Source organism: Cryobacterium sp. Hb1 (assembly GCF_004403585.1).
GTDB lineage: Bacteria > Actinomycetota > Actinomycetes > Actinomycetales > Microbacteriaceae > Cryobacterium > Cryobacterium lyxosi.
Genome location: NZ_SOHI01000010.1, coordinates 1 through 25232, shown reverse-complemented (window position 1 = coordinate 25232; position 25232 = coordinate 1). Strand labels below are relative to the sequence as shown.

The window sequence follows — 25232 nt, the reverse complement described above, 5'->3', positions numbered from 1 at the left end:
GTAATACGAGCCAATCATGTTCGCGTCAATTGTCAAGGCTCAGGAAAACGGGCTGGTCGTCTACTCACAGGCAGCTGCAGACTCAACGTTGGATCCGGGCCTGATTCGGAGCTGCGCCAGAGACTTCACGAAAGCTGTACGCGACAGAGCCAATCGGATAGAGCGGATTCCCACAGGTGGGGACTTTTGTTCCATTCGAGTGTGTGCGGAGCTGGGGGTAAGGTGACGAGCTCAACCAGGCCTGTGTGGGCATCCGCGAATGCTCGCGACAGGGCGATCGGAACGGAGAGGTCGCCGAAACTGTGCAGTACCAGCGTTGGGATGATGAGGTCGGAGCCGTTGTCGATCCAGTCGAGATCTAAGAGGTGCATCGACTCCTGCAGTCCGGTTGCCCGGCGCCACAAGGGACTTTCGAGCGCACCCAGCGCCAGGCGAGTCACGATAGCCGGCACGCGCGCTCGGCGGCCGGCGGCGAGAATCGTCGACCGCCAATCCACGACCGGGGCGATGAGGCACAGCCCGATGATTCGCTTCCGATGCTGCGATGACCGGGTGAGCTGCAGAGCGATCATCGCGCCCATTGACCAGCCAACGAGAATGATGCTTTCGGCGCCGTGGGCCACGGCGTAGTCGAGGGCTGCGGCGATATCGCGCCACTCCGTCTGGCCCAGCATCGATTTTCTATCGCGCGAGCTCGGAGCCTCGTGGTCGTTGCGGTACGAGACCACGAGCGACGTGAGGCCGGCACGATGGGCGACGGGAACGCCGCGCAGCGGGCTGGCCCGGCTCGCGCCCTGCCCGTGGATGTGGATCGCCCACGTCGAGGCGGGTGGCCGGTCGATCGGGGCATCGAAGCGGTAGGCGGGCGCAGGGCCGAGTTCGGTCGAAACGGTGACGGCGGTGAACGGCAGTCCAATATCCGCTGCTTGCGACGGTACGACCCCGCTCCACCTCGCCGAGAGGCCTGCTCGAAGCGGCGTGCCGCGCGAGCTGACGACCTCACGCGTGACGATGGAAGCACGCTCATCAACGGCCAGGACTGCCCCGAGCTGTGCGTAGCCGCGGCCGGAGTCGAACCAGATCGCGTACTGGCCCGGCGCGTGTGTCGCCGCGTTCAACGGTAGCGTCACGGTGTAGGGCGACGACGACACGTCATCGACCGCGACAACGCGGAGTCGTTCGCGCCTGGGCGCATCCGTTCTCACGATCTGCCTGACGACGGCCAGACTTGCAATCATCAGACTCGCAATCGCCAGCCCTCCGGCGACCAGACCGCCGCCGGCCACGAGATAAGCGAGTCTCACGCGGATGTCCGCTGCGCACCGATGCGCGTCTCGGCCGCTGTGAGCAACGCGAGATCTTCGTCCTCAAGTCGGTCGAGAGCTGTCGGGTTGAGCAGAAGAGCGTCACGGATCTCGACCAGCATGCGGTGCACAACGGTGTCGACGTCGCGTGAAACCGAACCTGGTGCGTTGGGGTGCGCCACGCCGCCCAACTCGAGGTGTTGGGCAGAAACGTCGACCCAGATGCGAGTGAGGTCGGGGAGAGCCGCCTGCAGTTTTCGCCGGTTGAACCTATTGCTTATCCCACCCAGAATCGGCGGGAGAGATAATCCGAAGCAGAGGAGCAGGATCGCGGTCAGGTTCAGCACATCGTAGGCACTCGCAAACAGGGCAAGCAGCGACATCGCTCCGAAGACATGCGCAAGATCCATGCCCACGACGCTGATCACAGTCAGAACGGCCGCGCCACAACCGGCGCCCACGATACGGAACCCGAGTCGACGAGCCGGGGTGCTCATACGTCCGGCAAAGCGCAGGCAGATCGTTCCGGTGAGGGCCATGACGATGCCCAAATAGATGAACTGGATCAAGGAGTAAGCGGCCGCTGCAGGTTGGTTGCCGAAGTCCCGCATGAACGTTCCCGAGGTTGTGGGCGCGTCGATGAAGACAAAGGTCGTCACCATGAGGCCGGCCGTGATGATGGCCCCGATCCGAAACGGCCTGGCCGACGCGTTCGCGCGGTTGGGCGCAGATGCGCGCAAAATGGCTCGAGACAGGAAATAAATACCCAGGAGAAGGAGCAGGTTTGCGGGCAGGTCCGCATAGTTTCGGCCCCCGAGAAGCCCATCTGCCGCAAAGTACACAGCGTCAATGTTCAGGGTCAGCGAGAGCGCAATCATGATGGCGGCATAGAGGATGCTCTGATCAGTGCGCCGGCGGGTACCGACCGCCAACGCGCTCACGAGTCCCCAGAGGGCCAGGGCGACGATCAGTTGCATCATCCGAAAACTCCCTCGAAGCCTGCGGGCTCCTTGGTGCTGGTGCGGATGGCGCCGGTCAAGAGGTCGGCCAGCGCCTCGGCCGCCAGCTCGAACTCGTCGCGAAAATCGGAACGGCCGAACGCGATTCCCAAACTGTCCGCTCCGAGCACTCCGTGTAACGTCGGGCCGGCCACCTCGTCATGGCGCAAGATCATGTGCGCCAACTCATGACAGACAATCTGCTGCCGATGATGTTCCGAATCCGTTTCGACGTGGAAGATCAGGTCGTCGGTGTCGCGCGAAAGCCAGAGACCACAAATTTCGGTTCCATTCAGCAGCGACGAGGATGCGATCGAGATGTGCGTCTTTCTTGACTGCTCGACGAGGGTCACGATGCTCGGGAGGGACACTCGGACCGGGAGGGCTAATGCCGTAAATGCGGCTACGGCTTGTTCCCGCGGGGTGCGGTGATCCCCCGTAGTCGACTCGTCAGTTCTTATTCGCATGAGATCCATCCTGCAGTAGGCGGTCATTCGTAGCGAATCGCGGCCAAATCCGTGGTTTTCCCCAGCCGACTGGCGGCAACGGCGACTGCGGCGAGGGCGAGCACCGCGCTGGCTGCGAGCGCTCCGAGGTAGCGCAGATCGGGCCAGCCGATCGATCGGCCGCCGTTGGTCAGCCCGACCAGGATGAGGTTTGCAACGAGAAAGCCGAGCCCGACCGACAGGGCCATTACAGCCAGTAGCGGGGCAGCCGCTTCGAGGGTGATGATGCGGCGGAGGCCGGCGAGGTTCATGCCGAGCAGGCGCAGCAGGGCGAGCATCCGCCGGCGGTCGATCATGGCCGATACGGTGGCGATAGCGAGTGAGAGCCCGGCAATGAGCGTTGCCACGCCGATACCCAAGTAGGCCAGGGTGGCATAACTGGCCGCCATGGACTGCAGTCGATCGTCGGCGAGGTCCGTTCGGGTGCCCGCTGGCACCCATCCAGTCATGAAAATCGTGCTTGACTGCAACGCCGTACGCGCCCGTTCAACTGCGGCCGTTGACCCGTCAGTGCCAAGGAGCAGGATGCGCGGCGTGAGTTTCGCCACATCGGTTGCTTCCGCCGGGGTGAACACAGCGGGCGCACCTGTCAGGACATCGCTATTGACGGAGACGACGGCCGCGGACGGAACCGCTCCGAGGCCGAGGCCGTTCGCGGCATCCGCCGAGAGCAAGAGCCGGCCCACGTCGGGGCCGTCACCCGAGTCACTCCGGTACACGGTGACCACCCCGGTGACGCCGGCGATTGCGGCGAGGCGCGCGTATTCTGCATCCGTTTGGGCGGGGTCGGGCGCGTCTGAGCTGGGCTCCAGATATTGGATAAGGGTACTGACGGCGAGTAATCCCGGCCCAACGCTGGGGGCAGCACTTCGGTCGGCGGTTGTTGCGGCGCCCGCGAAGACACTCACCATGAACACGGCAACCACGAGGCCACTCACGGAGCGGAACGTGGCCACGGGCGTTCGACGGATGCGGTTGCCCGCGATGATTCCGGCCGCCGTTCTGCCGCGCCGCGCCATGATGCGGCCGGCAATCAGGGTCAAATAGGGGCCTGCCACGAGCAGACCCATGGTGGTGATGGTGAAACCGATGATGATCAGCGTTCCGACGCGCGGAACTGGTAGTCCGGCGAGCACGGCGAGGGTCGTGGCGATGAGCATGCCCAGCCCACCGGCGAGGGGCAGCAAGCGAAGCATTGAGGGCGTCTTCTCTGGTCGCTGTTTCGTCTGGCCGAGCGGCCCGATGCCCGCACGACGGATGCGCCAGCCCGCGGTCGCCGCGGATGCCGCGACGGTCATCGCCACTACCATGGCAGCCGTGAGCGGAGTCACGGCGAGGTCTGCGGCAAAGAACACGCCGTCGTCGACGGCAACGAGTGCGGCGACCGGGCCGAGCACCGCGGCCATCAGCACGCCGAGCAGCGCGCCGACGAGACTGGTGGCCGCCGTCTCCAACGCGGCGATCGCGGCAACCGTGCGCGGGGTGGCGCCGATCAGACGTAGTGTGGCGAAGCGCTCTTGCCGGGCGGCGGCGCCGAGCCCGGTCACGATACTCACCAGCAGCAGCACTGGGAACAGCACAGCAATGGCGCCCACGATCGCCACGGTTTGGTAACTGGAGTTCGCGCGGTAGGGCAGGCCCGTGAAGTCGGTCACAATCTGTGTGGTGGGGCTTTCGATCAGGTCGCTCGCAGTGGCACCGACAACCACAACGAGCGACTCGGGGCTCGCGAGACCCGAGTCGCCAATGGTTCCCGTGAGTGTTCCGAAGCGGTCGCCGAGCTCGTCGGCTGGAACCCGCGCAATGCGTTCGATAAGCGCGGGCGACGCATAGTATTCCCCCGACTGCGGTAGGTCGGTGATGCCCGGAATCGTGATGTTCGACGTTGTCGGTGCAGCGACATCAAAGCGTGCGATCCGTGTTCCCTCGTGCCGGTCAGTCGTGGAGGCCAGCAGTACTCGCTCATTGCCGAGTGACGCCGGGTCGCCGGTCACCGCGCGCGGGCTCGTGTCGCCGCCGACCACGTAGTCCCCGGACGCGCTCATCCAGCTCGACCGCTCGTCGCGGGCGTCCAGGCCGTGATAAGCGCCCCCGAGTAAGAGCGCGAGCGTGACACCCACCGCGACACCGGCGGTTATGCCCAGGAGCCGACCCCAGGAGGCACGGCTGCCGATCACGGCTAGACGCACGATGCTCGGGTTCATGAGATTCCGACTCGGTCACCTGCGGCCAGCTGGCCATCACGCACGATGATCTCGCGGTCGGCGTAGGCCGCCGTGCGTGGGTCGTGAGTGATCATCACAAGGGTGGTTCCCGCCTGTCGCACGAGCTCGAGCATGGCTGTCAGAACATTCTCAGCGGCGAGGGAGTCCAGGGAACCGGTGGGCTCATCCGCAAAGAGCACCGACGGATGCGCCACGAGTGCCCGAGCGATCGCTATGCGCTGGGCCTCGCCGCCGGAGAGTTCGCCCGGCAGCTTGGCGGCGGCAGTCTCAAGGCCGAGGCGGTCGAGCCATCCGTGTGCTTCCTTCAGCGCCTGCCTGCGTCTCATGCCCCCGAGCAGCAGGGGAATGGTGATGTTGTCGACCGCAGTGAGGTCAGGCAGTAGCTGCCCAAACTGAAAAACGAAGCCGAACTCAGTCAGGCGCAGGGCCGAGCGGCGAGCCTCGTTGAGCGCGCTGACGGTGATACCGTCAACGATTACCGTGCCGCCGTCTGGCACCAGCACACCGGCGAGGCAGTGCAGCAGGCTCGACTTGCCAGAGCCCGAGGGGCCCATCACAGCGATGACCTCGCCCCGATGGATGTCGAGATCGATGCCGCGGAGGGCATCCGTCGTGCCGAAGGACTTGCGCAGGCCCCGTGCCTGAATAAGGGCGGTCATGGCAGGGTGATCTCGTTTCGCAGTTGGGTGAGCCGGGCGGCGGTCAGGTCGATCCAGCGCAGGTCGGCCTCAATGTGGAAGAGAGCGTGATCGCACAGCAGCATTCGCATCACATCTGCGCCCTGCTTTTCCCGAGTGAGCTCGCGCATCCGCGCGAGGTGTTCGATACGTTGCACGTCGAGGAGCCGGTCGGCATTGTCGTTGATCAGAAGGGCGATGATGGTTTTGGCAAAAAGGTTGCTCTGCAAAGTCTCTGAGGGGACGTCGGGGGTGAACATCCACTGCGAGACGCGGGTGCGGCCAAGGTCCGTCACCTGGTACTTCTTGCGGTCGGGACCGCCGCCGGCCTCGTCGGCAAGTGCAAGAATCTGCTCATCGCGGGTCATGCGCGCGAGAGTCGCGTACACCTGACCGAAGGCGACAGGCTTGCGCACCCCGAAATATCGATCGTAGGTGTGCTTGAGGTCGTAGCCGTAGCTGGGTTCGACGCTGAGCAATCCGAGCAAAGTCACAGAGTTGTCCAAGATCCCGACTATACACACAGTGCATAGTCACGCGTCAATCGTTTCGGTTCACGCGATAGCAGCGCGCGTTCAAGCGAGACCGCTCCGCACCAGATCGGCGCCGAATCTAGGACAGAGCTTCCGTCAGCTGCCGACGGCCGATCCGGTTCCCCAGACTGGATGGGTCGCCAGCACAACTGCGATGAGCGCGAGAGCGCAGGCGGTAAGCGCGACGTGCACACGGGATACCGGCCGCCGAGAAAGTGACCGTAGGCCAAGCCGAACGGCGTAGCCTCCACCGACGAGCACCGCCCAGGCGAGAAGCACCCAACCCATCAGCCACGCGAAGACGGACACACCTTCCGCGGCGTCGCTGAGGATCCCGACTGCATCGCCTATGCCGAACGAAGCCGCAGCGCCGACTGCCAGCGCAAGGGCGGAAACCGGTACGGCCACCGTCGCGCGCGGCTCAAGTCGCTCCATGAGTCATAAACTAGTCCCCACAAACCGGGACTACAACGAAAAGGTTCTCCGCTCCGCGAGGCCCGACCCCCGACGAGACTAACGGAGCGGTACTCTCGGTTCTCCTTCCAGCCATGGGCATCCTCGCCGTTACAAGCGAATGGAGCCACGGCACCATTCGCCCTCGAACGCATCACGGTCTCGATTGCGGTGTGGGTGCTCCTACCGCTGATATTGGGCGCCGTGCGAGTGGTGCGACGTGAAGTGCGCTGAGACAGCCCGGCCGAGGCCCTGAAATATCAGTCGTGCACCATCGCCGTCGAAGCAGGCCGTTACCGATAGCCGGAAGGTGAATCGGCCATCCCCCGACGGGGACCCGAGCGGCCACGCTACGGTTACTGGGATTCCCAGCGAGTTTCACGTCCTTCTTTAAAGAGGTTGCATGCAGGGCTTGATTTTGCGCCACCTTCGTAGACGCTTGATGGTTCGGATGAATGCGCGCTGTGAAGCGGTGGAGGCAACATCCCCTCGCCGCATTTTCCGGTCCGTCGGCGGGATGCCAGGTGGGCAGATCGCGCGCTTATGGCCATCATGAGATAAAGATTGTCCTGCAAATAGGGAAGGGCGAAAATATCGGTCATGTTAAACAATGGATGCCTGCGGGATCTTCATACCGATAAGAACGAGGGCGCCAATGAAGACGACCCCTCCCATAAGTACGCCTTGAACCAAGAGCAACCCAGCCGCCCATCGATACCGCCGCCGCTGCGTTATGTTCATTCCATAACCATAAAGTGCAAGACGGTTCCCCGCCGGCTGAAGTCACATCGATAGGGAGAGGCCATGAACAATAAGGTCGCGTCGATTAGCATCCGGTGAGTTTGAAGTCTGACTCGAGCTACGAGCACCATTGCCTACTCTTGGGGCCACAGTAGTGACATGTCGAAGTTTTCCAGCGGTACGGCGCCGAATTCGCGCGAGTCGATGGACACAGCACGATTATCACCGAGAACGAAGACGTGACCCGCCGGCACGGTGACCGGGCCAAAATATGTCCCGTCGATGCGACTGTGATCCACGAAGGGCTCACTGATCCGAACCCCATCCACGTACAGGATGGCATCGCGAATATCGACCCGCTGGCCCCCGACAGCGATCACTCGCTTGATCGTCGTGTGACCGTCCTTGGGACTTTGAAAGACCACGAGCCGCCCGGCGGTGAAAGCATCCGTTGGTGGCGCGGTCTTCAGCAGAAAAATTATGCTTCCGCGGAGAACTGTAGGTTCCATGCTGTTGGACGAAACGATCAGCGGTTCGACAACCCACAGACGCAACCCTAAAAGCAAGGCCAACGTAACGATGACTGCCACCGTGGTGCGAACGCGCATCGCGCTCGCACCACGGTGGCCAGCCGTCAGACTAGGCCCCACTTTCATCTGGGTCAGGCTAGTCCGGTGTCCCATTGAGCCGGGGCCGCCGTTATCGGATTGTTCGTGATGGTATCGGCCGCGTCCTCGGGTCCAACGCGATACTGAACCATCATGTCGTGATCCTCATGCACGGTGTTGTGGCAATGGATCATGTACCGGCCAGTGTGTGGCCCGAACTTCATCAGCACCTGCACTTTCTCATTCTCGCCCACATAAACGACGTCTTTCGGACCCTTCTCGTATGCGAACGGGGCTTGCCCGTTTCGGCTGAGAACTTGAAAGTCGATCAGGTGGATGTGCATGGGGTGATACCAGCCGCCGCCTGGGTTGTGAAATTCCCAAATTTCGACCGAGTTCAGGTCTGGATTCGCCGCCACGTCACGGAATCCGCTAGCAACAATCGGCTCCCATGTCGTGCCATTAATGGTCCACAAACCGTTGTTGCGGGCTATTTTGAAAGGGCGCTGAACCGTCGATGCGGAAGGCTTGAGCGCCATCACTTCGCTGGGGGCCAGTTGCACGGGAATCGTGTTCCAGGTGGGATCTTTCGTGTCGACCGGGTCCGGAACGACGTCGAAAGCCATGATCGAGTTCGTGAACTCATAGTCGACGTTGTTTTTGTTAGACAGGTTGCGCAGCTCGATCCGTTGGCCCGCCTTGTATTTACGGAAATCGATCAGAATTTCATAGCGCTCGGCCGGGCCGTGGCGCCAGCTCGCCACAGACTGGGATACCGGCATCAGCCCGCCGTCGGTGGCGACGACTGTGACGGGATCGCCCGTGCTGAGGGTCGGACGCAACGACCGGGAAATGCAGGCGTTCACGACGCGGAACCGGTACACGCGCTTCTTGACCTTCATGACCGGCCACGGCCTGCCGTTGACCAAAATCACATCACCCCAGAGCCCGGAGTGGCTGTTGTCTTCATAAGCGAGGGATCCGTCGACCGCGAACATGGCGTCATTAATGGTCAACGCAACGTCGAATTCTCCCTGGGGTAGGAGCGCTCGTTCCAGCGGATCGTGCAGGTGGTACTGCGCGGCCAGGCCCGAGTAGACGTTGATCGCGGTGTGATGCACCGCATGATCGTGGTACCACAAGGTGCGGGCCGGTTGAAAGTTGGGGTACACGTAGTCCTTGCGAAATCCCGGATTCGTGATGTCGTTTGCGTAGCCGTCATATTGCGGCAGCGAGGCCGATCCATGCAGGTGCGTGGACGAGTAGAGCGGGTGACCGTCGTACGGATGCGTGGCGGGCAGCTGGTTACGCATGCGCACCACAGCCTTCGTCCCCTGTTCGACGCTGATGGTCGGGCCAGGAAAAATACCGTTATACCCAAGAATTGGGGTCTTCAGCCGCGGAAGAATAGCGGAACTGGCCGCCATCGCCGCGAGAGTGTAATACTGCGTGGGCGCCCCGTCGACGGGATCAATACCCGATCGATCAGGTCGCAAAATGGGCGCCTGAACGAACGGTGTTTGATACGGTCGGGGCAACTCGCTCGGGTCAAGAGCGCTCGCGGCTCCTGCTTCCGCATTACGCAGGGGCAGTGTCAACAAACCCACTCCCACCGCTCCTACACCACCTAATAACAAAACTTGTCGCCGAGAAATAGCCATGCTTTCAATACCTTTCATGCGGTTGGATTCAGTACGTTATCCCGCACTGGGGAGGGAGACTAGGGATCATTTCTTACAGAAGTGTGACGCCTAACTCCGGGAGAGAATCGGCCCTGTGGCCGTCGCGGATGTATATCGACTGATCGTGTTATACGAATCGATTTGTCGGCCGGATTCGAGGCGACGCGTTTGACCGTTCTCGGGGACTTTTGACTTCTCCGGTGATCACAAACCTTTACCGAATCCGACGCTGGACAATGCGCTACTCCTAACCACCAATGTCGCAATTAGATGGTCATGGTTTTTCCAAGGTCCCGGGACGAGAGTGCAACTATGTGTGAATGTCTCACGCATTCTCATGAAGGAGTGAATGACCGTGAAAACCAGCCCATCTGCGGCGGGTCCTGGAAACAGGATTTCTTCCGTAAGGCGCGCGACCGTGATTGGAGTCTCAGCCGCAGTGCTGATCGCACCCTTCATCATCGCCGTACCGGCCGCTTCGGCGGCTGTCCCGACTTTTCCCAACAACATCATCGTCTTCCCTGACCGCGACTTCATCACCATCGAGGGCTACCAGGACCGCATTGGCCAGATCGCAACCGTAGAAGTTACGCGTCCCGGGGTCGGTGTGATTGGTTCAGCGGAGTCGGTTGTGAGCGCGGGCGACATCGCGTTCGAGATCAACCACCCGGGGGGCGCCTGCTGGGGCGCCGGCACGACACTGAAAGTTACCCCCGACATCCGTCCCGGAGACCTCGTGTCGATGAAGTTCGGTGCCACTGCAGCCGGTGACACCACTACTCAAGACGTATATGTGACAGGAACGCCGGTGCTCGCCGCCGACGGCGTCACCGTCACCATCACCGGTTTTATTGGCGATGGTGCAAATCAAGATCAGATTGAACAGCGAATCGTCGAACCGGCGTTCAAGAACACCGATATCGGCCGTCGAGACGTGCGCGCTGCACCTGGACCACTCACAGCCAACGTGGGTTACAGCTCATCTCTCGAGTACGGCATTGCGGGCGCGAACACTTTCACGGCCACCTACGTATTCGACAGCCAAGATGCTGCGAGCATCGCCGCTGCCGCCGGAACCGGTGTGCGCGTGATGTCCTGGGAACTCGAAGATGCCGCCGCTAACCGCCAAGGCCTCACCATCGCCGAGTTCGGCGAATTGGGCGGTCCTGGAATGGGCGGATGCCCGAACGGTCCGTTGCAATCAGGACCCTCCGGAGCGACCGATGTGATCGCCGCCACGGTGGCAGATTCCCTCAAGATCACGTGGACACCAGCGAAAGCGATCCCCGGCACACCGGCGATCACCGGATACCGGGTTCACGCGGTAGCGCAAACGGCCGTCAACGGAGAGCGCGCGGAATTTGGCAAGCGCATCGAGTCCCCTGCGGCGAAGACCACCACGATCTCGGGGCTTAATCCAGCCGAGACGTATGACGTTTTCCTCGTCTCAGTGAGCAGCGCGGGCGAAACCTTCCCCGCTGTGCATGCCATCCCGGTCACCGACATCGTGGCGCCCCTAACTACAGCCTCCCTCCAGAGCGGGTCGTTCCGCACCGCCCAGCAGCTCACTCTGAGCTCCAATGAGGCGGCAGCGGAGATTTACTACACGACAGACGGGTCAGATGTTTTTCTATCCGGCGGCACTTTGTCTACGGTCGCTGTGCTCTACACGCAGCCCCTCAACATTGACGCAACGACTACTGTGAACTTTGCCGCAGTCGACCCATCCGGCAACATCTCGACGCAGGGCCAGGTGGTGTTGACCATCACGAATGATCCCCTCCCCTCGACGCCAACCTTCTCCTCGCCAGCGATCGCCGGCACGGGAAGCGTGACGCTGAACTGGGCTGCTGCCAACCCGGGAGCTCCGGAACTCACTGTGACAGGTTATTCCGTGCAGGCGTACACCGCTGATGGACTTGTTTCGGGCCCCGCGCGCACCACCGCAGGAGACGTGACAACACTCCTCTTCGACGGTTTGGCTCCAGATACGACCTATCAGTTCACGGTCACTGCGAGCAATGCAAACGGCGCTGGCGCCGAATCCGCTAAGTCCGAACCGGTCCAAGCACTCGGCGCTCTCGTCGCTAACGCGGGAGCCGATCAGGCGATCACTCGGGCAGTCACCGCGACCACGGTGGTGCTCGACGGCAGCCGCTCGACCAGCACAGAAACGACCTATCTGTGGGAGCAGGTGCTCACTGGGCTAACGGATCCCGACCGCGTCACCCTCTCAGGGCCCACGACGGTCAATCCAACGTTCTCTTTGCCGCTCTTCGCGACACCGATGACGAACAATCCGTTGACCTTCCGGCTCACTGTCACTTCTGGTTCTGCCGTGCGCACCGATGAGGTGCGAATCACACCGATCGCCAGCCAGATCAGCGTCACCGGGGCGAGATGGAAGTCGCGCGACTTTAGAGTCGACGGTATCAGTTCGTCGGTCGGCGGCACCGTGACAATCCACCGGAACGGACCGACGGGTCCTGTCATTGGACGCGCGCCGATCACGGCCGCGGCGGCGCCGGAGACCGGTGGAGTGTTTACCTACCGGCTCAGGACCTCGATCAGCAACCCCGGCTCGATCTGGATCGATTCCACCCTGGGTGGCGTCGTGGGGCCAGTGACCGTGACCGCTGGGTAACGGCTAAGAGATAACACAGGAACGGGCTCTCACGGCGTCAGCGGTGAGAGCCCGTTTCGTGCGCCGTATGGCCGCAGCGCGTAGGCGTTTCATTAGGAGTTCACAGACGAGCTGTGCATCGAGGTGATCGAGACGTCCAAACCGATCAGGGCGGTATTAACGCCGATTGAAAATAGGGCCGAGAACGCCTTGGGTTCTATTCTCCAGCCCGCAGCGGCCTCCCCCGGGACCTCGCCGCGAAGTTACGCACCGGCCGAGCACGACGCAAACCACGAAGAAGCAGCGAGGCACGCCGGTCACGATTCGTTGACCCTGTGACCATGATCTGCGATCGTCCCCCAGAGGTGGAGGACCGATCCGTGCCAGGCAACCGGGAGGGGGAACTCATCCCCCGCCGAACGCTTCACTAAGCTATTGATCACTGAATAGACCACCCGGCGTTGTAACGACCCCAAGAAACCGCCGCGATACTGGCCCCATTTTCAGTTTGCGTTGACAGGTCGTCGCCACCGCATATGGTGCCGCCCCGCCCCTGCGCAATTGCCTTAGGCACAACATCACCCGATGCCCCATCGCCCTTGCCCTGCTCAGCCTCGGCGGCCACAAACAGAAACTCTTCGGACGCAATTGATCGCGGAAAAGTCAGGAGACTCGTTTTCAAGCTGATTTGGGCGCAGTTGGGTGATCGTTCACCACGGCCAGAGGACCGTGCCTGCCACGTCGGCGATGGGAATGAAACCGTAATCCCTTGAGTCGATCGAAATCGCGCGATTGTCTCCGAGCACGAAAAGATGGCCGGCGGGCACTGTAACTCGGCGGAAGAACGTTCCGTCGATCTGGCGAGAGTCCACATACTGCTCAACGATGAGTGCGCCGTCAACGTAAAGTGCGCCGTCTCGAATCGCGACAGTTTGTCCTGCGGCACCAGCCACACGTTTCAACGTGCGCTTGCCGTCCTCAGGGCTGCGAAAGACCACCATTTGGCCCACGGTTGGGCCGTCAAGCGACGGTGCCGCAGAATGAACGAGAACGATGCTGCCCTGCATCACTGTGGGTTCCATGCTGTCGGAAACCACCGTCATCGGCGTCGCCACCCACACGCGAAGTGCGAGCATGACAATGGCACCCACCATAATCACCGAGATGATTCTGGTGGGTGCCTTAGTCGCTATACCTGGGCGTCCCATACCGGAGGTGCCGCCGAAATCGGGTCGTTGGGGTCGACGTCGGTTGCGGCTAGCCCGACGCTGAACTGCACCATCATGTCGTGGTCCTCGTGCGGAAGGTTGTGGCAGTGAATCATGTACTTGCCCCGATGCGGGCCGAACTTCATGAGCAGCCTGACGGTTTCGCCCTCTCCCACGTAGACGACGTCCTTGGGCCCCATCTCGGCTGGAAACGGCGCTCTGCCATTGCGGCCGAGGATCTGAAAGTCCACGAGGTGAATATGAATGGGGTGAAACCATCCTCCAGAACTATTCTCGAACTCCCAGATTTCTGTCGCGTCAAGCGCGGGGTTGGCGGCCACCTTAGTGAAGCCACTCTCGACGACTTCCTGCCAGGAACCGTCATCGATGGTCCACAGGTTGGTCAAATCATTGCGCTTCACCCGAAAATGCCGAGTCTTGGTTGATTGCGCGGCAGTGAGGCTCATGACTTCGCTGCCAACCAGGGTCGTCGGAATGGTGTTCCAAGTCGGATCCATGGTGTCGACCGGGTCGCCGACCACGTCGAACGCCATGATTTTACTGGTGAAGTCGTAGTCAACGTTGTTCTTGTTGGAAAGGTTCCGGAGCTCGATCCGTTGACCAGTCTGGTACTTGCGAAAGTCGATAAGTATTTCGTACCGCTCTGCGCCCGCGTGTCGGTAGTTTGCGACGCTGCGGGACCGCGGCATGAGCCCACCGTCTGTGCCAACAATTACGAGAGGATCTCCCGTGCTGAGCTTAGGCCTGAGGGAACGCGAAATGCTGGCGTTCAGAATTCGGAACCGGTAAACGCGTTTCTGTACCTTCATCACCGGCCACGGCTTGCCATTCACCAGAATGACATCGCCCCACAGACCCGAGTGGTCGTTGTCGTCGTACCCGAGTGAGCCATCTACTGCGAACATTGCGTCCGTTATGGTGAGCGGCACGTCGAAAGGCCCTTGAGGCAGAAGAGCCCGCTCCAGGGGATCGTGCAAGTGATACTGTCCGGCAAGGCCCGAGTAGGCATTCTGCGCCGTGTTATGCACCCCGTGATCGTGATACCAGAGGGTGCGTGCGGGCTGGAAGTTGGGGTAGTGGTAGTCCTTGTAAAAACCCGGAGGCGTGACGTCACTCGCATATCCGTCGTACTGCGGCAACGACGCCGAGCCGTGCAAATGCGTCGACGTTGACAAGGCATGACCATCGAGCGGATCGGTAGCCGGCAGCTTGTTGCGCACTCGGAGCACCACCTTCGTTCCTTGGTCGACGCTGAGGGTCGGTCCCGGGAAAATCCCGTTATAGCCAAGAATTGGCGTTTTCAGGCGCGGCAAGATCGATGCACTCGCGGCGATTTCGGACACAGAGTAATAGTTCACTGGCGCGCCGTCGAGCGGGTCGATTTCGACCCGGTTGGGGCGAAGGATCGGTGCCTGCACGAGGGGCGTTCTGAACGGCCTCGGCATCTCGCTGTAGGGAAGACGGCTGATAGATTTCGCGTTCAGTGTTTCGCGCGGCAGCCAGAGGGCACCCGCAGCACCCGCAGCACCGATTCCACCTATTAGCAACACTTGACGGCGTGTGATTGTCATTAGTTCTCCTCGAAAATTCGTGTTTGCCTAAAGGTCTCTCACCGTCCTTATAGAAACCCTGCTATCGGCAGATGGGCTTCACGCCGCTTCATTGACCCGGTGCAGAAACGAGGAAAGCACCTGCTGCGCCGCTCGCACCGCAGCCCGCGCGTATGAGTCATCCGACCCCTCGTGTGGTCGCACGCTCCCGTTCGTGATGCGTGACAATTGGTTGTTCAGCACAAGAAGCGCGGTCACCGCATCCGAGAGGTCACTGTGACTGTTCGCCGTAGCCATGAGCATCCGTGAGTAAGCCTCTCGCAGGGCCGCGCTGGGCGCGCACCCGAGCTCACGGTCGAGCATCGACCGGTAGCGCGCGAATTCCCTGAGCCCCTCAGCGAGCTGGCCATTTTTCTCGAACCCTAGGATTACCGCAGTCCACGCAGCCTCATTCAACGGGTCATCGATGAGAGCCTGATTCGCCCAGAAAATGGACTCACCGGTCCTGCCGGTGGCGGCGGCCAAAGCAGACGCGTACACGCGAGTGTTGGTCACGACAGCGGCGTGCCTGCGGCGCTCCTCCTCTGCCCACGCCGGAGTCAACTCGTCAGTGAAAAGGGGAACGGTAGCAAGCGCGAGCGCATCCAGCAGGAGCGGGTATGCGGCGTCTGCGCTCACCCACTGCGCTTCGCGCACCAGCGAGTCAAATCGGGCCAGGTCGAGATCAACTGTCGTACTGTCGATCAGGTAGCCACCCGTCGTCGTGCGCAGCGGCCCGGTTTTCGCATACCCTGGCTGCAAGTGCCGTCTCAGGACACTGACGTAACTTTCAACGGACACGATGGCTTTTTGTGGGGGAGCATCACTCCACAAAAGATCAATGAGGCTGTTTTTGGAGACGGGGCGGCCAAAGTTGATGAGCAGGATCTCCAGGATTTGTCGAGGCTTAGGCCCCCCTAAATCTTGGGCATGAAGCACCGTGTTTCCTCGCTGTATTGTTAGCGCGCCAATAATCTTCATGGACATTTTGACGTCGTTGTCTTGCCGGGGACGAGTAAAAGTCATGGGATTTCCTCGGTTTTAATTGGATTTTTCGATCCCCCCATCGTGCTATCTAGACCGGTACGGGGCCATCCCCTGTGTTTGGCGTTCGGTATCCCCAAAATTGAGGATCAACTCCCGTCGTTGGCGAGAACAAGATCGAAGTTTCGCGCACCCAATCCCTGAATTGTTTGGCGAGTTCAGCCGGTGTGGTGACCAGCGCCTAGGGCAAATCGGGCCGCGTCAGTTTCGAGGATCAGGTCAATCGCCTGATTGGGAATTTCAAACACTTGGGTCGCGGTGATTACCTCTCCCTGCGCAAGGATTGCCGATTTTGGGTCCGCCCAGAGCAAACGCGATTTGACGATCCCCCGCCCAGTGATCGTGAAATCGTTGGCGCTGTACTCAAGCCCCTCCGCTTCGAGCGCGGTCAGTTCGAGGATGATGCGTACCCGGTGAGTCCCATCGGCCGCCGACTCGGTGAGGACGGTGGAGGGTTCTTCAGGCAGCCAGCCGTCGCTCTCCAGCGGTATCACACCGTTGATCCGAGCGATTCCGCCAGACACCGTCCCGGAAGCGCCGAGCAGCGTCCCCTCAGCCTGTTCCCCCGGAATTACGATCACAATGACAGCAGCAGCAAGAAACAGCGCGCCAAGACCGATTAGCGGGACCCGCAGTCTGCGCCGTCGTCGAGGACCGATAACGGTGGGCTCACGTATGGTGGCAGCCGCGGTGGGCGAAAGGAAGTCGTTCATGTGCAAATGTTGGACTTCGGCTCTTGGGAAAACCTTGACGAAAGCGAGGGTGGGTTCGCACCAATCCGACGGGCGTGAACCAGCCCGCAAGCCGGACGACCAGCAGGCGCGTCAAAGCGTGAATTTGCTCGAGTCGATTCGCTGAGCGAGTCGCCCGTAATCGGCGATACGGCTGTTGGCCGCGCTCGTTGGGAAAGCTGGAGCAGCTTGAATGGTCCCGATCCGGTTTGACCAGTGGTCATAGGTTTCGGCGCAATGTACGTTCTAGTTTTACCTACGCCGATTGCAATTGTTCCACGACGGGCGCGGCTTTGTTGTTTCTGAGTATCAGCACGGTTGCGGCTATCAGGAGGATGAAGGACACCGCGGCGCCGATGATGCGACGGGGCCAGGAAAAAGCCCACCGCAGCGAGCCCGAAGCCGAGGACCACGGCAAACTCAATTGTCGTGAGCAGTGCGCACAGCGCGATCAGGACTGTGACCGAGATGAGTAGTCGCTTTACGAGCGAGCTCCTCCAAGTTTATTGGCCGTAGAGCAGGCCTCCGACTGCGCTTCCCGCTGCGAAAGAGGCGAGAAGGATGCCGGCCAGGCCGACCGATCCCTCGCTGTCGGCGACTGCGGGTGCGGGTGCTGGTGCGGGTGCGACCACTTCCACGGTTCCAAGTACGACACCCAACCTCCAAATTTTTCTTTTGCGGTCACCTGTCCGGAACACAGGCCCACGCAACTCACGGCACCGTGCATCGTGCATCGTGCATCGTGCATCGTGCATCGTGCATCGTGCATCGTGNGCATCGTGCATCGTGCATCGTGCATCGTGCATCGTGCATCGTGCATCGTGCATCGTGCATCGTGCATCGTGCATCGTGCATCGTGCATCGTGCATCGTGCCCAGCGTGGAACGTTGAGCGGGCGGGTATGCCCGTTTCGCGAAGTTGGTTCAGATACGCCACGAGCGAGAACGCGGTTTTGAACGAGCGCCGGCGATGAGAAGCAGGACGATCCACGCGCCGATCCCTGCCGTGCCAATTACGATGCGAAACCGGGGAGAGGGGCCCCACAAAACGACTGTGGAAGACAGTCGACCTAGTACGCCTGAGATCAATACATAGGCGCCGCCGAAAGCCAGAACGCCGGAAGAGACGATCAGTGCCCACCAACGGATCATGCGGAACCTCGGCGCGAAGTTGTCGGCGTACTCGCTCGGTGTCCCAAATTCGAAGGCTGGGTCCTCACTGGATTCGGCAGCGTGGCTTTCAACCTCGCGCACGATCTGCGTGATCGCTTCCTCGGGAACACCGCGAAGTTCGAGTATCTCCGTAAGCTCCGCCGAATATTTTTCCAGTGCTGCTTCGGTCATGATTGACCCTTCTCCCCGGAAATGATGGCCGTGGCATGGTCAGAGAAGATCTGCCAGTCGATTCGTAACGTTCTGAGGTGCTGTTCGCCAGTCGGAGATATCGAATAGTACTTACGTCCAGGGCCACCTGCGCCTACCCTCCACGACGTGACCACATCGCCATCCTGTTCCAGCCTGCTTAGGAGTGGATAGAGGGTCCCGCCCTTCACAACTCCGAGCCCGCCTGCCTTCAGTCACTGGGCGACAAGATGCCCGTAGGTTTCTTCCTCGCTCACGATGGAGAGCACTGCTGCGGTGGGGGCACCCCTGAGCCATTCGGCCGGCCGCGTCGAATCCCCCATGAGTAGATGGTGCCACCTATTAGGTGGGCGCGTCACCTAGCTGCACCGTGCCCGTCGTCGTGTTGTGCTGAGAGCGCCGCTGCTGCCCGCAAGCCGAACCCCCTAGGGGACGCTTTCAGCGGTTGAGAAGTTCGTGCGAGAGGACGACGGTGGCGAACTCGTCGTGAAGATTGATTGCGGTTACTCGGGAAAGTTCCGCCGCGCTGATCATTCCACCTTCGAGGTCTGTCCTGTCAAATGTGTGAGTCGCATCTACAGCAAAGTAGACGGTGTATCCCAAGTTTCCGCCAATGCGCGCTGTTGTTTCGCAGCAGTGATTGGTGGTGATGCCGCAGATCACAATGGTCGAGATGGCGTTTTCTCGAAGCCAGGAGTCAAGATCGGGTGTGCCGTGAAAACTTGAGTTAACCGTTTTCTGGACCAATAGATCCGGCGTGCCGGACAGGTAGCTTTTCAGCGCATGGCCGGGGTTGCTGGGGTGCAGCGGGGAGAGCGGATTGGAGGAATTATGTTGCACGAAGACGACCGGTCGCGAAAGCCTGTGCCACTCGTTCACTAACGCTGCGATGTTCTGATCACAGTCCGCGTTGTTTCGGGGTCCCCACCATTCGACTTGGTCAAATCCTTGCTGAGCGTCAACGACGATCAGGGCGGTGTGATTATCAAGCGAGGGTAGTTGGATCACGATTTATGGCTCCTTATTGGTTTCAGATCAATGACCAAAATGGTTGGTCCAAGTCGCCATGTAGGACCGGTTCCGATTCAGACACCATTCAGCATCCCATGAGGGCGGCACCGCGCCTGTTCGCGGCCAGCAGTTGGGCGCAGCCGCTAACCCCAAAGCCGGAACTGCAATGTTCCAGAAGGATTGACACGGCCGGCGGCGCGCCGGTCACTTAGACCTCCCGTAAGCCGAACCGGTAGCGTGCCTGTCAGAGGAAAAACCCGAAGAGCAGGGTCGCGACGGCGAGTGCCAGGAAGCCCAGGCAATTGATCCATAGCTCCGTGCCGGTGAACCGAGCGCGGATGTGGGCTACGGCTGCGGACGAGAAGTAGACGATGACGCCGACCGTGGCGGCTAGGCCGATTCCTGGAACGGCGAGCCCGACGAGCAGTCCGGTGACGGCAAGGGATTTGATGACAAGGAGCGTCCACCGCCACTGGCGCGGGAACCCCACTCCGTTCAAGCAGTCGCGGATGAACTGTGGTGGCTTGAGGGACATGCCGACGTCGACTGCTAGGGCTGCAGCAAGGGCAACTTCAAGCCACCCGGGTTCGGGGGGGCAGAATCATTTCAGGCGACCTTTCCGTTGACGAGGTAGCGCACCGTTTTCGCGAGCTCAGTCAGGGTGCTGTCCGGGTTCGGATTACCCTGGCCTGCCCAAATGAAAATTTCACCGAGATATGCGCGGTGGATGATGCGGGCTGTCGCGGACGCATCTGTCGCAGAGTGGCCCGCGCGAGTAAGTACCTTCGATACCTGTTCTACGAGTACGCCGGTCAACTCCGCGAAAATTACCGACCGGTGTTTCCCGCCAACAAGAATGGCAGTGTAAGCGCGCGCCAGATCTGGCTGGTCTGCGAAGAATCGCACGAACGAACCGAGTATGTCGATGATCTCTGCAGCAGGGTCCTGCGCGATCGGCACGTCAAAAGACGAGGGCTGAATGCTGGCGATCTTTCGATCGACGACCTCCACGAGCAGGCCATTCTTGTCGGCAACAGCCATCACAGTGCCAACGCTGACCGCAGCGCTTTCGGCGATCTGTCGAATGGTTGTGGACGCGAAACCGTGCCGCACAAACAACACTTCAGCAGCGCTCAGAACTTTTATGCGTGACGTGTCGCGTGCTTGCGCTCTTGAGTGAACGTGTTCGGTGAACATGTTCAGATTATAGCTCCCCTTTTCGAGTCGATATAGCGACCGTGTCGTTGGCGAGGTGACTGAATTGGTTCGGAGCCGTCCGCAAGTCGAACGGTGACCGGAACACCTGAAAAGGCGATCGAGGGCTCTCTGTCGGTTTGTTTGAGCTGAGATCGCAGTGAAGAACCTCGCGGGGACTACTCGCAATAGTATGTGGAGGCCGGCGCTCGCCCGTATCGAGACTCAGCCGCCGATGCAGTCGCCGCTTCCGCTGTAGCAGGGGCGATAGTTCGGGTTCATGGTCGGCGTCGGGAGCTCAGGGCGCCAGTCGATCTTCGGCACCGACATAAACAGGGCCACTCCGAGCGTCAGGATCAAGGCAATGCCCGCGATGAGCCTGAGGCCGCCGCGACGCCGCGACGCCGCAAGATTGCCCTCAGGAGGAGCCCGATCTGAATGGCGATCATGATGCCGGCGGTCACCCAGTAGCCCACGACATCTGAAACTGGCGGCTGCGCACTGGAGCTTGCCGAAAGTCTCTGGAATACGAGCATGAAGGTCAGCACGAAAGTCAGAAGCGCAGACCCAAGGGTCGGTGAGTCGAAGCCGCCGCTCCTGGCCGGCGCAGTCGTGCGGTCGCTTACGGTAGCAACGCCGCCGATTCCCTGCCACTCGCCCACAAATGCCAGCCTAGTCACGGTCGTTTGCGAGCTGATCACAAAGGGTGTCTCGTAGCGTATTTGGCCCAAATCCACGGGTTTTGAGGCGCGTTGGCGACAAGACCCTTTCTTGGGAGATGCGGTCTGATTTCAGCGCTCAACCCCGACGACCGAAGTCGGGTCGATGCAGCAAGTCGGCGGAAGGCCGACGCTGGCTCGCGTTTACGCATGAGCTTGTCCATTTGCAGGCCGAGCCTCACCCCTGGTCTGTCTCCGATGCCGATGAGGTCGTCGCTACCCCGGCAAGCCCATGTCGCCATACAGTTTGCCGCCCGCGGGCGCTTCGTCCACGACGGTAATAGTGATTGCGGTCCACGCGACGCTCGTTCCCACGGGGAAGGGTGATTTTTTCGTAGGGTCCACGAGTACGGCGCGTTCTCCGATAAGTCGGCCCGTCCGGGCGTCGATGATGATGTCATGACGGAGGCCGTCACTGGGTTCCGTCCGTCCAATGGACACCCCGGTGCGGTCGTTCAGCGTAGCTGCGCTGTCCGTGATGACGACGCCGGGAATCATCGCCGCGGCCTCGTAGAGTGCGGCACGAATCTCAGCCTTGGCGCCAAATCCTCGGAGGCTGTCGGCAATCCAGGTAAATGCCGCGGCGTCGGGGGACGGTCCCGACCCGAGCGTAATGCGGTAGATGTAGTTGAGCAGGCGGTAGGGGTCGGTGGGGAGTCCGTCCAGCTTGTCGAGATTGGGACTGCTCGTCGCGTAGAACGTGCCTCCCGGTGCGCGGACGTTCTCCTGGTAGTCAGGTGTGCCGCGCTTGGCAAGTTGGCGATTCCAATCGTCTTGGGCGGCCGCTTCCGATTCCGGCCCGAACGATTGATACGGTTTGCGTAGGCCTCGCATCCACACCCAATCGTCATCACGGTTGGCCGGTATATACATCTGCCCCTCGTTGATCGTGAGAAATCCGATCTGACGATTACCCTCGGCTGCTGCGGCCCCACCATAAACAGCGCTTGTGTCCACACGGAGATACTGGCCCGGCTGCAAAATGGGATCCGATGATGCGATGGCCATACCAGAGGCCTCACGGAGAACAGCCGCCGCAGCGGCATCCGCCCCTCCCCGCCACCCCGCAAGGCCGACTAAGTCGGTCATGACCAATCCGGTGACAATGGCTGCCGTTGCTGCCGTGCCCAACGTCGAGTAGGCGATTCGTCGCAGCACGGGCCGCCGTATGTGCGTCGCCAGCGCCGCCGTCGGACGGCGGGAATCCTCGATGTGCGTCAACAACGCCGAGCGGGCCTCGTTCAACGCCTGCGGTGTGGGGTCGGTGACGTCAGATCGAGCGCTGCGTAGCAGTGTCAGTTCGTCCATGAAAGATCTCCTTGTCAATAGCGATATCAAGAGCAGAGCGAAGAAGGCGTCGAGACCGGTTCAGACGAGACCGAACGGTACCGACCGGGATACCCAACGCGAGAGAGATGCCGGCGTAGTCAAGATCGCCCCATGCGTAGAGCAGAACGACGTCACGGTCACCGGGTGAGAGCCGGCGCAGGGCGGTGGTGATCCGTTTCACGGACCGTTCTGCGTCCATGCGCGCGCCCGCTAATTCGATCGCATCGGGAGTAACGCCCGCAGCAATCTCTGCGACCATGCCCTTCCACGCGACCGCTTCCCGACGAGCGTGCTGTTTGAGCAGTGTCGTCGCGATCCCCAATAACCAGGGAAGAGCATCCGCTACAGTCACGTCGAACGTGGCGCGCTTGTCGAACGCCACCAAAAAGGTCTCCGACACGATGTCATCGGCGACTTGGGGACTGATCCGCCGAGCCGCATATCGGTGGACTTTGACGGCATGCCGGTCGAACAGCGTCGCGAAATCTTCCGGGCTGCCGACCGATCGCTCGATCACTTTGTTGTCTGTGCTCACACTTGGTATTGCTTATTCACGAAGAAAAGGTTCATGATTCGACTTTAGAAGCACCGGCAGGACGAGCCCGGCATGATCCATTAGGGCTGCGTCTCTCTTGTGACCTGACTGGACGTGCCGCGCGCTCTGAGTAGACTCGGGCGCATGGCAAACTCACAGCTTCGTGATCGCCCAGTGTCACCGGCCTCCCTCGCTTTGTTGATCGGCGGCGGGCTACTGTTGACCTCGGTCGTTATCACGGTGATCGCGCAGCCCCCGCTCTTCCCGTACGCCGAGACGGTGGGGCCCGCTCTGTTCTCCGCCGCCCTGTTGGTGTTCGCTTTCGGCGTGCGCGGCATGGGCAGCGTTACAGCGCGCCGCCCGGTCGGCACTATCGCTCTCGCTTTGTTGGCCCTCTGGCTCCTTCTTGGATCTGTGCTGTCCGGCGTTATTGGCGATGTCTTCTCGAACGACCCCACTCCGACCGCACTGATGTCTTTCGCCTACGCGGACTCGTTCGTGCAATTCGCTCTCGCATTGGTCGCGGTCATGCAGATCGCCCGGCTCGGCGCCGTGCCGGCTCCGTGGAACTGGGTGCCAGCCGGGGTCGTGGCGGCACTGACCGTGACCTGGCTGTTACTGCAAGTGCTGGGCGGAGGCTCAGCCACCACATACGGACCCAATCTGGTGACCTGGCTCCTGATGGGACTAGACGGCCTTGCCCGGATCGGCGGTACGGTATTGCTTGGTGTCATCGCCATTGTTCTCGCCGACCGCGTCAATCGCCGGGCGAGAGCCGATGTACCACTGGTGACCGAAGCACAGACCTGAGTTCGAAAGATCTCCTTGTCAAGAGCGATATCAAGAGCAGAGCAAAGAAGGCGGTGAGCCCGCCCATCGCGAACCGTGATTGCGCCGAATCACCGGGGAGGTGGACCAGCACCGTGAACCGTGTCCGACGCTCCGCCAACGTAGCTGTCAGCGCTCGTTGAGAAGTAGGCCAGTTTCGCTCTTCAAAAAGTAGGCCGCCCATCACGATTGGATGGGTGATTACAGCTCACAAAAAACGAATGTCGCGACGACCAAATGAATCCGCCAACTTCTTGTGGGACGTCGGCACCTGTGCGCGTCAGCGCCTTGTCGAAGTCCATCCCCAAGACCGCAGCGCGTAAGTACTTCAAGGAGTGTTCTCAAGTGATTTTCTGTGGAACCCCCCTCGGGATCAGGTTAGCGTTCGTACAGGGTGATGACGGAACGATTCGTTTGGTGCGAGCTGGTGTCGAAGAACCCCATCAAGTTGAAGGCCGCGTTTATCTTCCGGGCAGCATCGGTACCTGTTGAGCCAGCCGTGACAACCCAGATGCGTTCGAGTCCCACCAGCTTCGACTCAATCTCATCGAGTGATCGTGTTTCATCGGAAAAAGTACCCGTCGTCGTGAAAGGTGCCTCGAATGCAATGTCTTCGGTGCTGATAAACGCCGCCGGGTAGGCGTAGAGAGCCAGCCGCGGCCTGAGCGTGGATTTGCCAGTATCCTGCAAGTAGATTCCGTCGCTCTCGGCCGCATTGGAGTGAATGTAGTCGGCAATCTGGGAGAGATCACTGCCGCCATCCTTCGCGAACGGTCCTCGCTGGGAGATGTAAGTGGGCGCGCTGGCTAACACAAGAACGCCAATCAATGCCCAGACGACGATCGCCCGCGCCGATAGCGTGAAAGCAATCGCCAGAAGAACGGCGACCGCCGGAGCGGTGAAGAAGAGATACCGGGCGTTGTACAGGGGGCCGACAAGGGCATCGGCGGTCAGAAGTAGAACCAGCGGAACCGAAAACCAGGACGCAGCAAGCCGAAATGCGCTGCCATGCGGTCCTGACCAGATTCTTCGACACCGAAAAGCGAGCACGAGCAAGGCGCACCACGCTAGTGCCGCAACAAGCCAGGAACTATCAAACGCTGGCTTCGCAAAAATAGTCCATATAGTAACGACCGGCAGGTCGGATAGCCATGCAATCTGCTCCTTCTGCTGAACGCTCACAACAAGAATTGGGAGTGCCGCCACCACGGCGTGTTAACGCCGACCGAATATAGGGCCAGTATCGCCGACTGAAAACAGGGCCACCAGCCACTATGGAGGGTGATCAATATGGATGATTGGGCGAAGATAC

General features: G+C 60.9%; 25 protein-coding genes and 2 pseudogenes. 3 read left to right on the top strand and 24 right to left on the bottom strand.

Features of this window, described 5'->3' with window-relative positions; genetic code table 11:
- Window positions 1-125: 125 nt before the first annotated feature.
- The 10 genes from E3T38_RS04345 to E3T38_RS04305 all read right to left on the bottom strand — a co-directional run bounded on the left by E3T38_RS04345 (window position 126) and on the right by E3T38_RS04305 (window position 9652).
- Window positions 126-1304 carry a S9 family peptidase gene (locus E3T38_RS04345; protein WP_134546524.1) on the bottom strand — a complete coding sequence of 393 codons (1179 nt, stop codon included), beginning with the start codon at window positions 1302-1304 and terminating at the stop codon, window positions 126-128.
- Entirely contained in the window at window positions 1301-2284 is a 984-nt protein-coding gene (locus E3T38_RS04340) for a hypothetical protein (RefSeq protein WP_134546523.1), read from the bottom strand. Before E3T38_RS04340 ends, E3T38_RS04345 begins: the two co-directional genes overlap by 4 nt.
- On the bottom strand, window positions 2281-2769 hold the full coding sequence (locus tag E3T38_RS04335; RefSeq protein WP_134546521.1) for a hypothetical protein: 489 nt from the start codon (window positions 2767-2769) through the stop codon (window positions 2281-2283). The genes E3T38_RS04340 and E3T38_RS04335 overlap by 4 nt, the downstream gene beginning before the upstream one ends.
- Window positions 2770-2792: 23 nt before the next feature.
- Window positions 2793-5012, bottom strand: a complete 2220-nt coding sequence (locus tag E3T38_RS04330; protein ID WP_134546519.1) for an FtsX-like permease family protein — start codon at window positions 5010-5012, stop codon at window positions 2793-2795.
- On the bottom strand, window positions 5009-5692 hold the full coding sequence (locus E3T38_RS04325; RefSeq protein WP_134546517.1) for an ABC transporter ATP-binding protein: 684 nt from the start codon (window positions 5690-5692) through the stop codon (window positions 5009-5011). The genes E3T38_RS04330 and E3T38_RS04325 overlap by 4 nt, the downstream gene beginning before the upstream one ends.
- Window positions 5689-6216 (bottom strand): PadR family transcriptional regulator, encoded by a 528-nt coding sequence (locus E3T38_RS04320; protein ID WP_104198820.1) that lies wholly within the window; start codon window positions 6214-6216, stop codon window positions 5689-5691. Before E3T38_RS04320 ends, E3T38_RS04325 begins: the two co-directional genes overlap by 4 nt.
- Window positions 6217-6339: 123 nt before the next feature.
- Window positions 6340-6678 (bottom strand): hypothetical protein, encoded by a 339-nt coding sequence (locus E3T38_RS04315; protein ID WP_134546515.1) that lies wholly within the window; start codon window positions 6676-6678, stop codon window positions 6340-6342.
- 621 nt (window positions 6679-7299) lie between these two features.
- Window positions 7300-7437 (bottom strand): hypothetical protein, encoded by a 138-nt coding sequence (locus E3T38_RS16610; RefSeq protein WP_166805414.1) that lies wholly within the window; start codon window positions 7435-7437, stop codon window positions 7300-7302.
- Between the two features lie 134 nt (window positions 7438-7571).
- Complete coding sequence (lepB, locus tag E3T38_RS04310; protein WP_134546513.1) at window positions 7572-8045, bottom strand: signal peptidase I; 474 nt, start codon at window positions 8043-8045, stop codon at window positions 7572-7574.
- Window positions 8046-8098: 53 nt separating this feature from the next.
- The gene (locus tag E3T38_RS04305) at window positions 8099-9652 is read right to left on the bottom strand and encodes a multicopper oxidase family protein (RefSeq protein WP_241984291.1); all 1554 of its coding nucleotides are present in this window, start codon (window positions 9650-9652) and stop codon (window positions 8099-8101) included.
- Between the two features lie 493 nt (window positions 9653-10145).
- On the opposite strand from E3T38_RS04305, the gene E3T38_RS04300 reads away from it, so the two are divergent.
- Together E3T38_RS04300 and E3T38_RS17020 are read left to right on the top strand one after the other, a co-directional pair.
- Window positions 10146-12371, top strand: a complete 2226-nt coding sequence (locus tag E3T38_RS04300; RefSeq protein WP_241984290.1) for a fibronectin type III domain-containing protein — start codon at window positions 10146-10148, stop codon at window positions 12369-12371.
- A gap of 215 nt (window positions 12372-12586) precedes the next feature.
- Window positions 12587-12760, top strand: a pseudogene (locus E3T38_RS17020) (IS30 family transposase); the annotation flags it as partial.
- A 300-nt stretch (window positions 12761-13060) separates the two neighbouring features.
- Here the strand turns inward: E3T38_RS17020 and lepB (E3T38_RS04295) are convergent.
- The 13 genes and pseudogenes from lepB (E3T38_RS04295) to E3T38_RS04235 all read right to left on the bottom strand — a co-directional run bounded on the left by lepB (E3T38_RS04295) (window position 13061) and on the right by E3T38_RS04235 (window position 23092).
- On the bottom strand, window positions 13061-13510 hold the full coding sequence (lepB, locus tag E3T38_RS04295) for a signal peptidase I (RefSeq protein ID WP_255452722.1): 450 nt from the start codon (window positions 13508-13510) through the stop codon (window positions 13061-13063).
- A 29-nt stretch (window positions 13511-13539) separates the two neighbouring features.
- Window positions 13540-15150, bottom strand: a complete 1611-nt coding sequence (locus E3T38_RS04290; RefSeq protein ID WP_134546507.1) for a multicopper oxidase family protein — start codon at window positions 15148-15150, stop codon at window positions 13540-13542.
- Between the two features lie 78 nt (window positions 15151-15228).
- Window positions 15229-16194 (bottom strand): BTAD domain-containing putative transcriptional regulator, encoded by a 966-nt coding sequence (locus E3T38_RS04285; RefSeq protein WP_134546505.1) that lies wholly within the window; start codon window positions 16192-16194, stop codon window positions 15229-15231.
- 176 nt (window positions 16195-16370) lie between these two features.
- A complete protein-coding gene (locus tag E3T38_RS04280) occupies window positions 16371-16925 on the bottom strand; it encodes a hypothetical protein (RefSeq protein ID WP_134546503.1) in 555 nt (184 codons plus the stop codon).
- 521 nt (window positions 16926-17446) lie between these two features.
- Complete coding sequence (locus E3T38_RS16605; RefSeq protein WP_166805413.1) at window positions 17447-17602, bottom strand: hypothetical protein; 156 nt, start codon at window positions 17600-17602, stop codon at window positions 17447-17449.
- 264 nt (window positions 17603-17866) lie between these two features.
- Window positions 17867-18286, bottom strand: coding sequence for a hypothetical protein (locus tag E3T38_RS04270; protein ID WP_134546501.1), 420 nt, complete (start codon window positions 18284-18286; stop codon window positions 17867-17869).
- Entirely contained in the window at window positions 18283-18495 is a 213-nt protein-coding gene (locus tag E3T38_RS04265; RefSeq protein WP_241984289.1) for a PadR family transcriptional regulator, read from the bottom strand. The genes E3T38_RS04270 and E3T38_RS04265 overlap by 4 nt, the downstream gene beginning before the upstream one ends.
- Window positions 18496-18742: 247 nt before the next feature.
- A complete protein-coding gene (locus tag E3T38_RS04260; RefSeq protein ID WP_241984288.1) occupies window positions 18743-19312 on the bottom strand; it encodes a cysteine hydrolase family protein in 570 nt (189 codons plus the stop codon).
- Window positions 19313-19559: 247 nt separating this feature from the next.
- Window positions 19560-19880 (bottom strand): annotated as a pseudogene (locus tag E3T38_RS04255) (DoxX family protein); the annotation flags it as partial.
- A 41-nt stretch (window positions 19881-19921) separates the two neighbouring features.
- Window positions 19922-20512, bottom strand: coding sequence for a TetR/AcrR family transcriptional regulator (locus tag E3T38_RS04250; protein WP_134546498.1), 591 nt, complete (start codon window positions 20510-20512; stop codon window positions 19922-19924).
- Between the two features lie 353 nt (window positions 20513-20865).
- The gene (locus E3T38_RS04245; protein ID WP_134546496.1) at window positions 20866-21189 is read right to left on the bottom strand and encodes a hypothetical protein; all 324 of its coding nucleotides are present in this window, start codon (window positions 21187-21189) and stop codon (window positions 20866-20868) included.
- Between the two features lie 255 nt (window positions 21190-21444).
- Entirely contained in the window at window positions 21445-22536 is a 1092-nt protein-coding gene (locus tag E3T38_RS04240) for a CU044_5270 family protein (RefSeq protein ID WP_134546494.1), read from the bottom strand.
- The gene (locus tag E3T38_RS04235; RefSeq protein ID WP_241984287.1) at window positions 22499-23092 is read right to left on the bottom strand and encodes an RNA polymerase sigma factor; all 594 of its coding nucleotides are present in this window, start codon (window positions 23090-23092) and stop codon (window positions 22499-22501) included. Before E3T38_RS04235 ends, E3T38_RS04240 begins: the two co-directional genes overlap by 38 nt.
- Window positions 23093-23236: 144 nt before the next feature.
- Between E3T38_RS04235 and E3T38_RS04230 the strand changes: the two genes are divergently transcribed.
- Window positions 23237-23902, top strand: a complete 666-nt coding sequence (locus E3T38_RS04230) for a hypothetical protein (protein ID WP_134546492.1) — start codon at window positions 23237-23239, stop codon at window positions 23900-23902.
- Window positions 23903-24298: 396 nt separating this feature from the next.
- On the opposite strand, the gene E3T38_RS04225 is transcribed toward E3T38_RS04230, so the two are convergent.
- Entirely contained in the window at window positions 24299-25102 is an 804-nt protein-coding gene (locus E3T38_RS04225; RefSeq protein WP_134546490.1) for a hypothetical protein, read from the bottom strand.
- Window positions 25103-25232 lie beyond the last annotated feature (130 nt).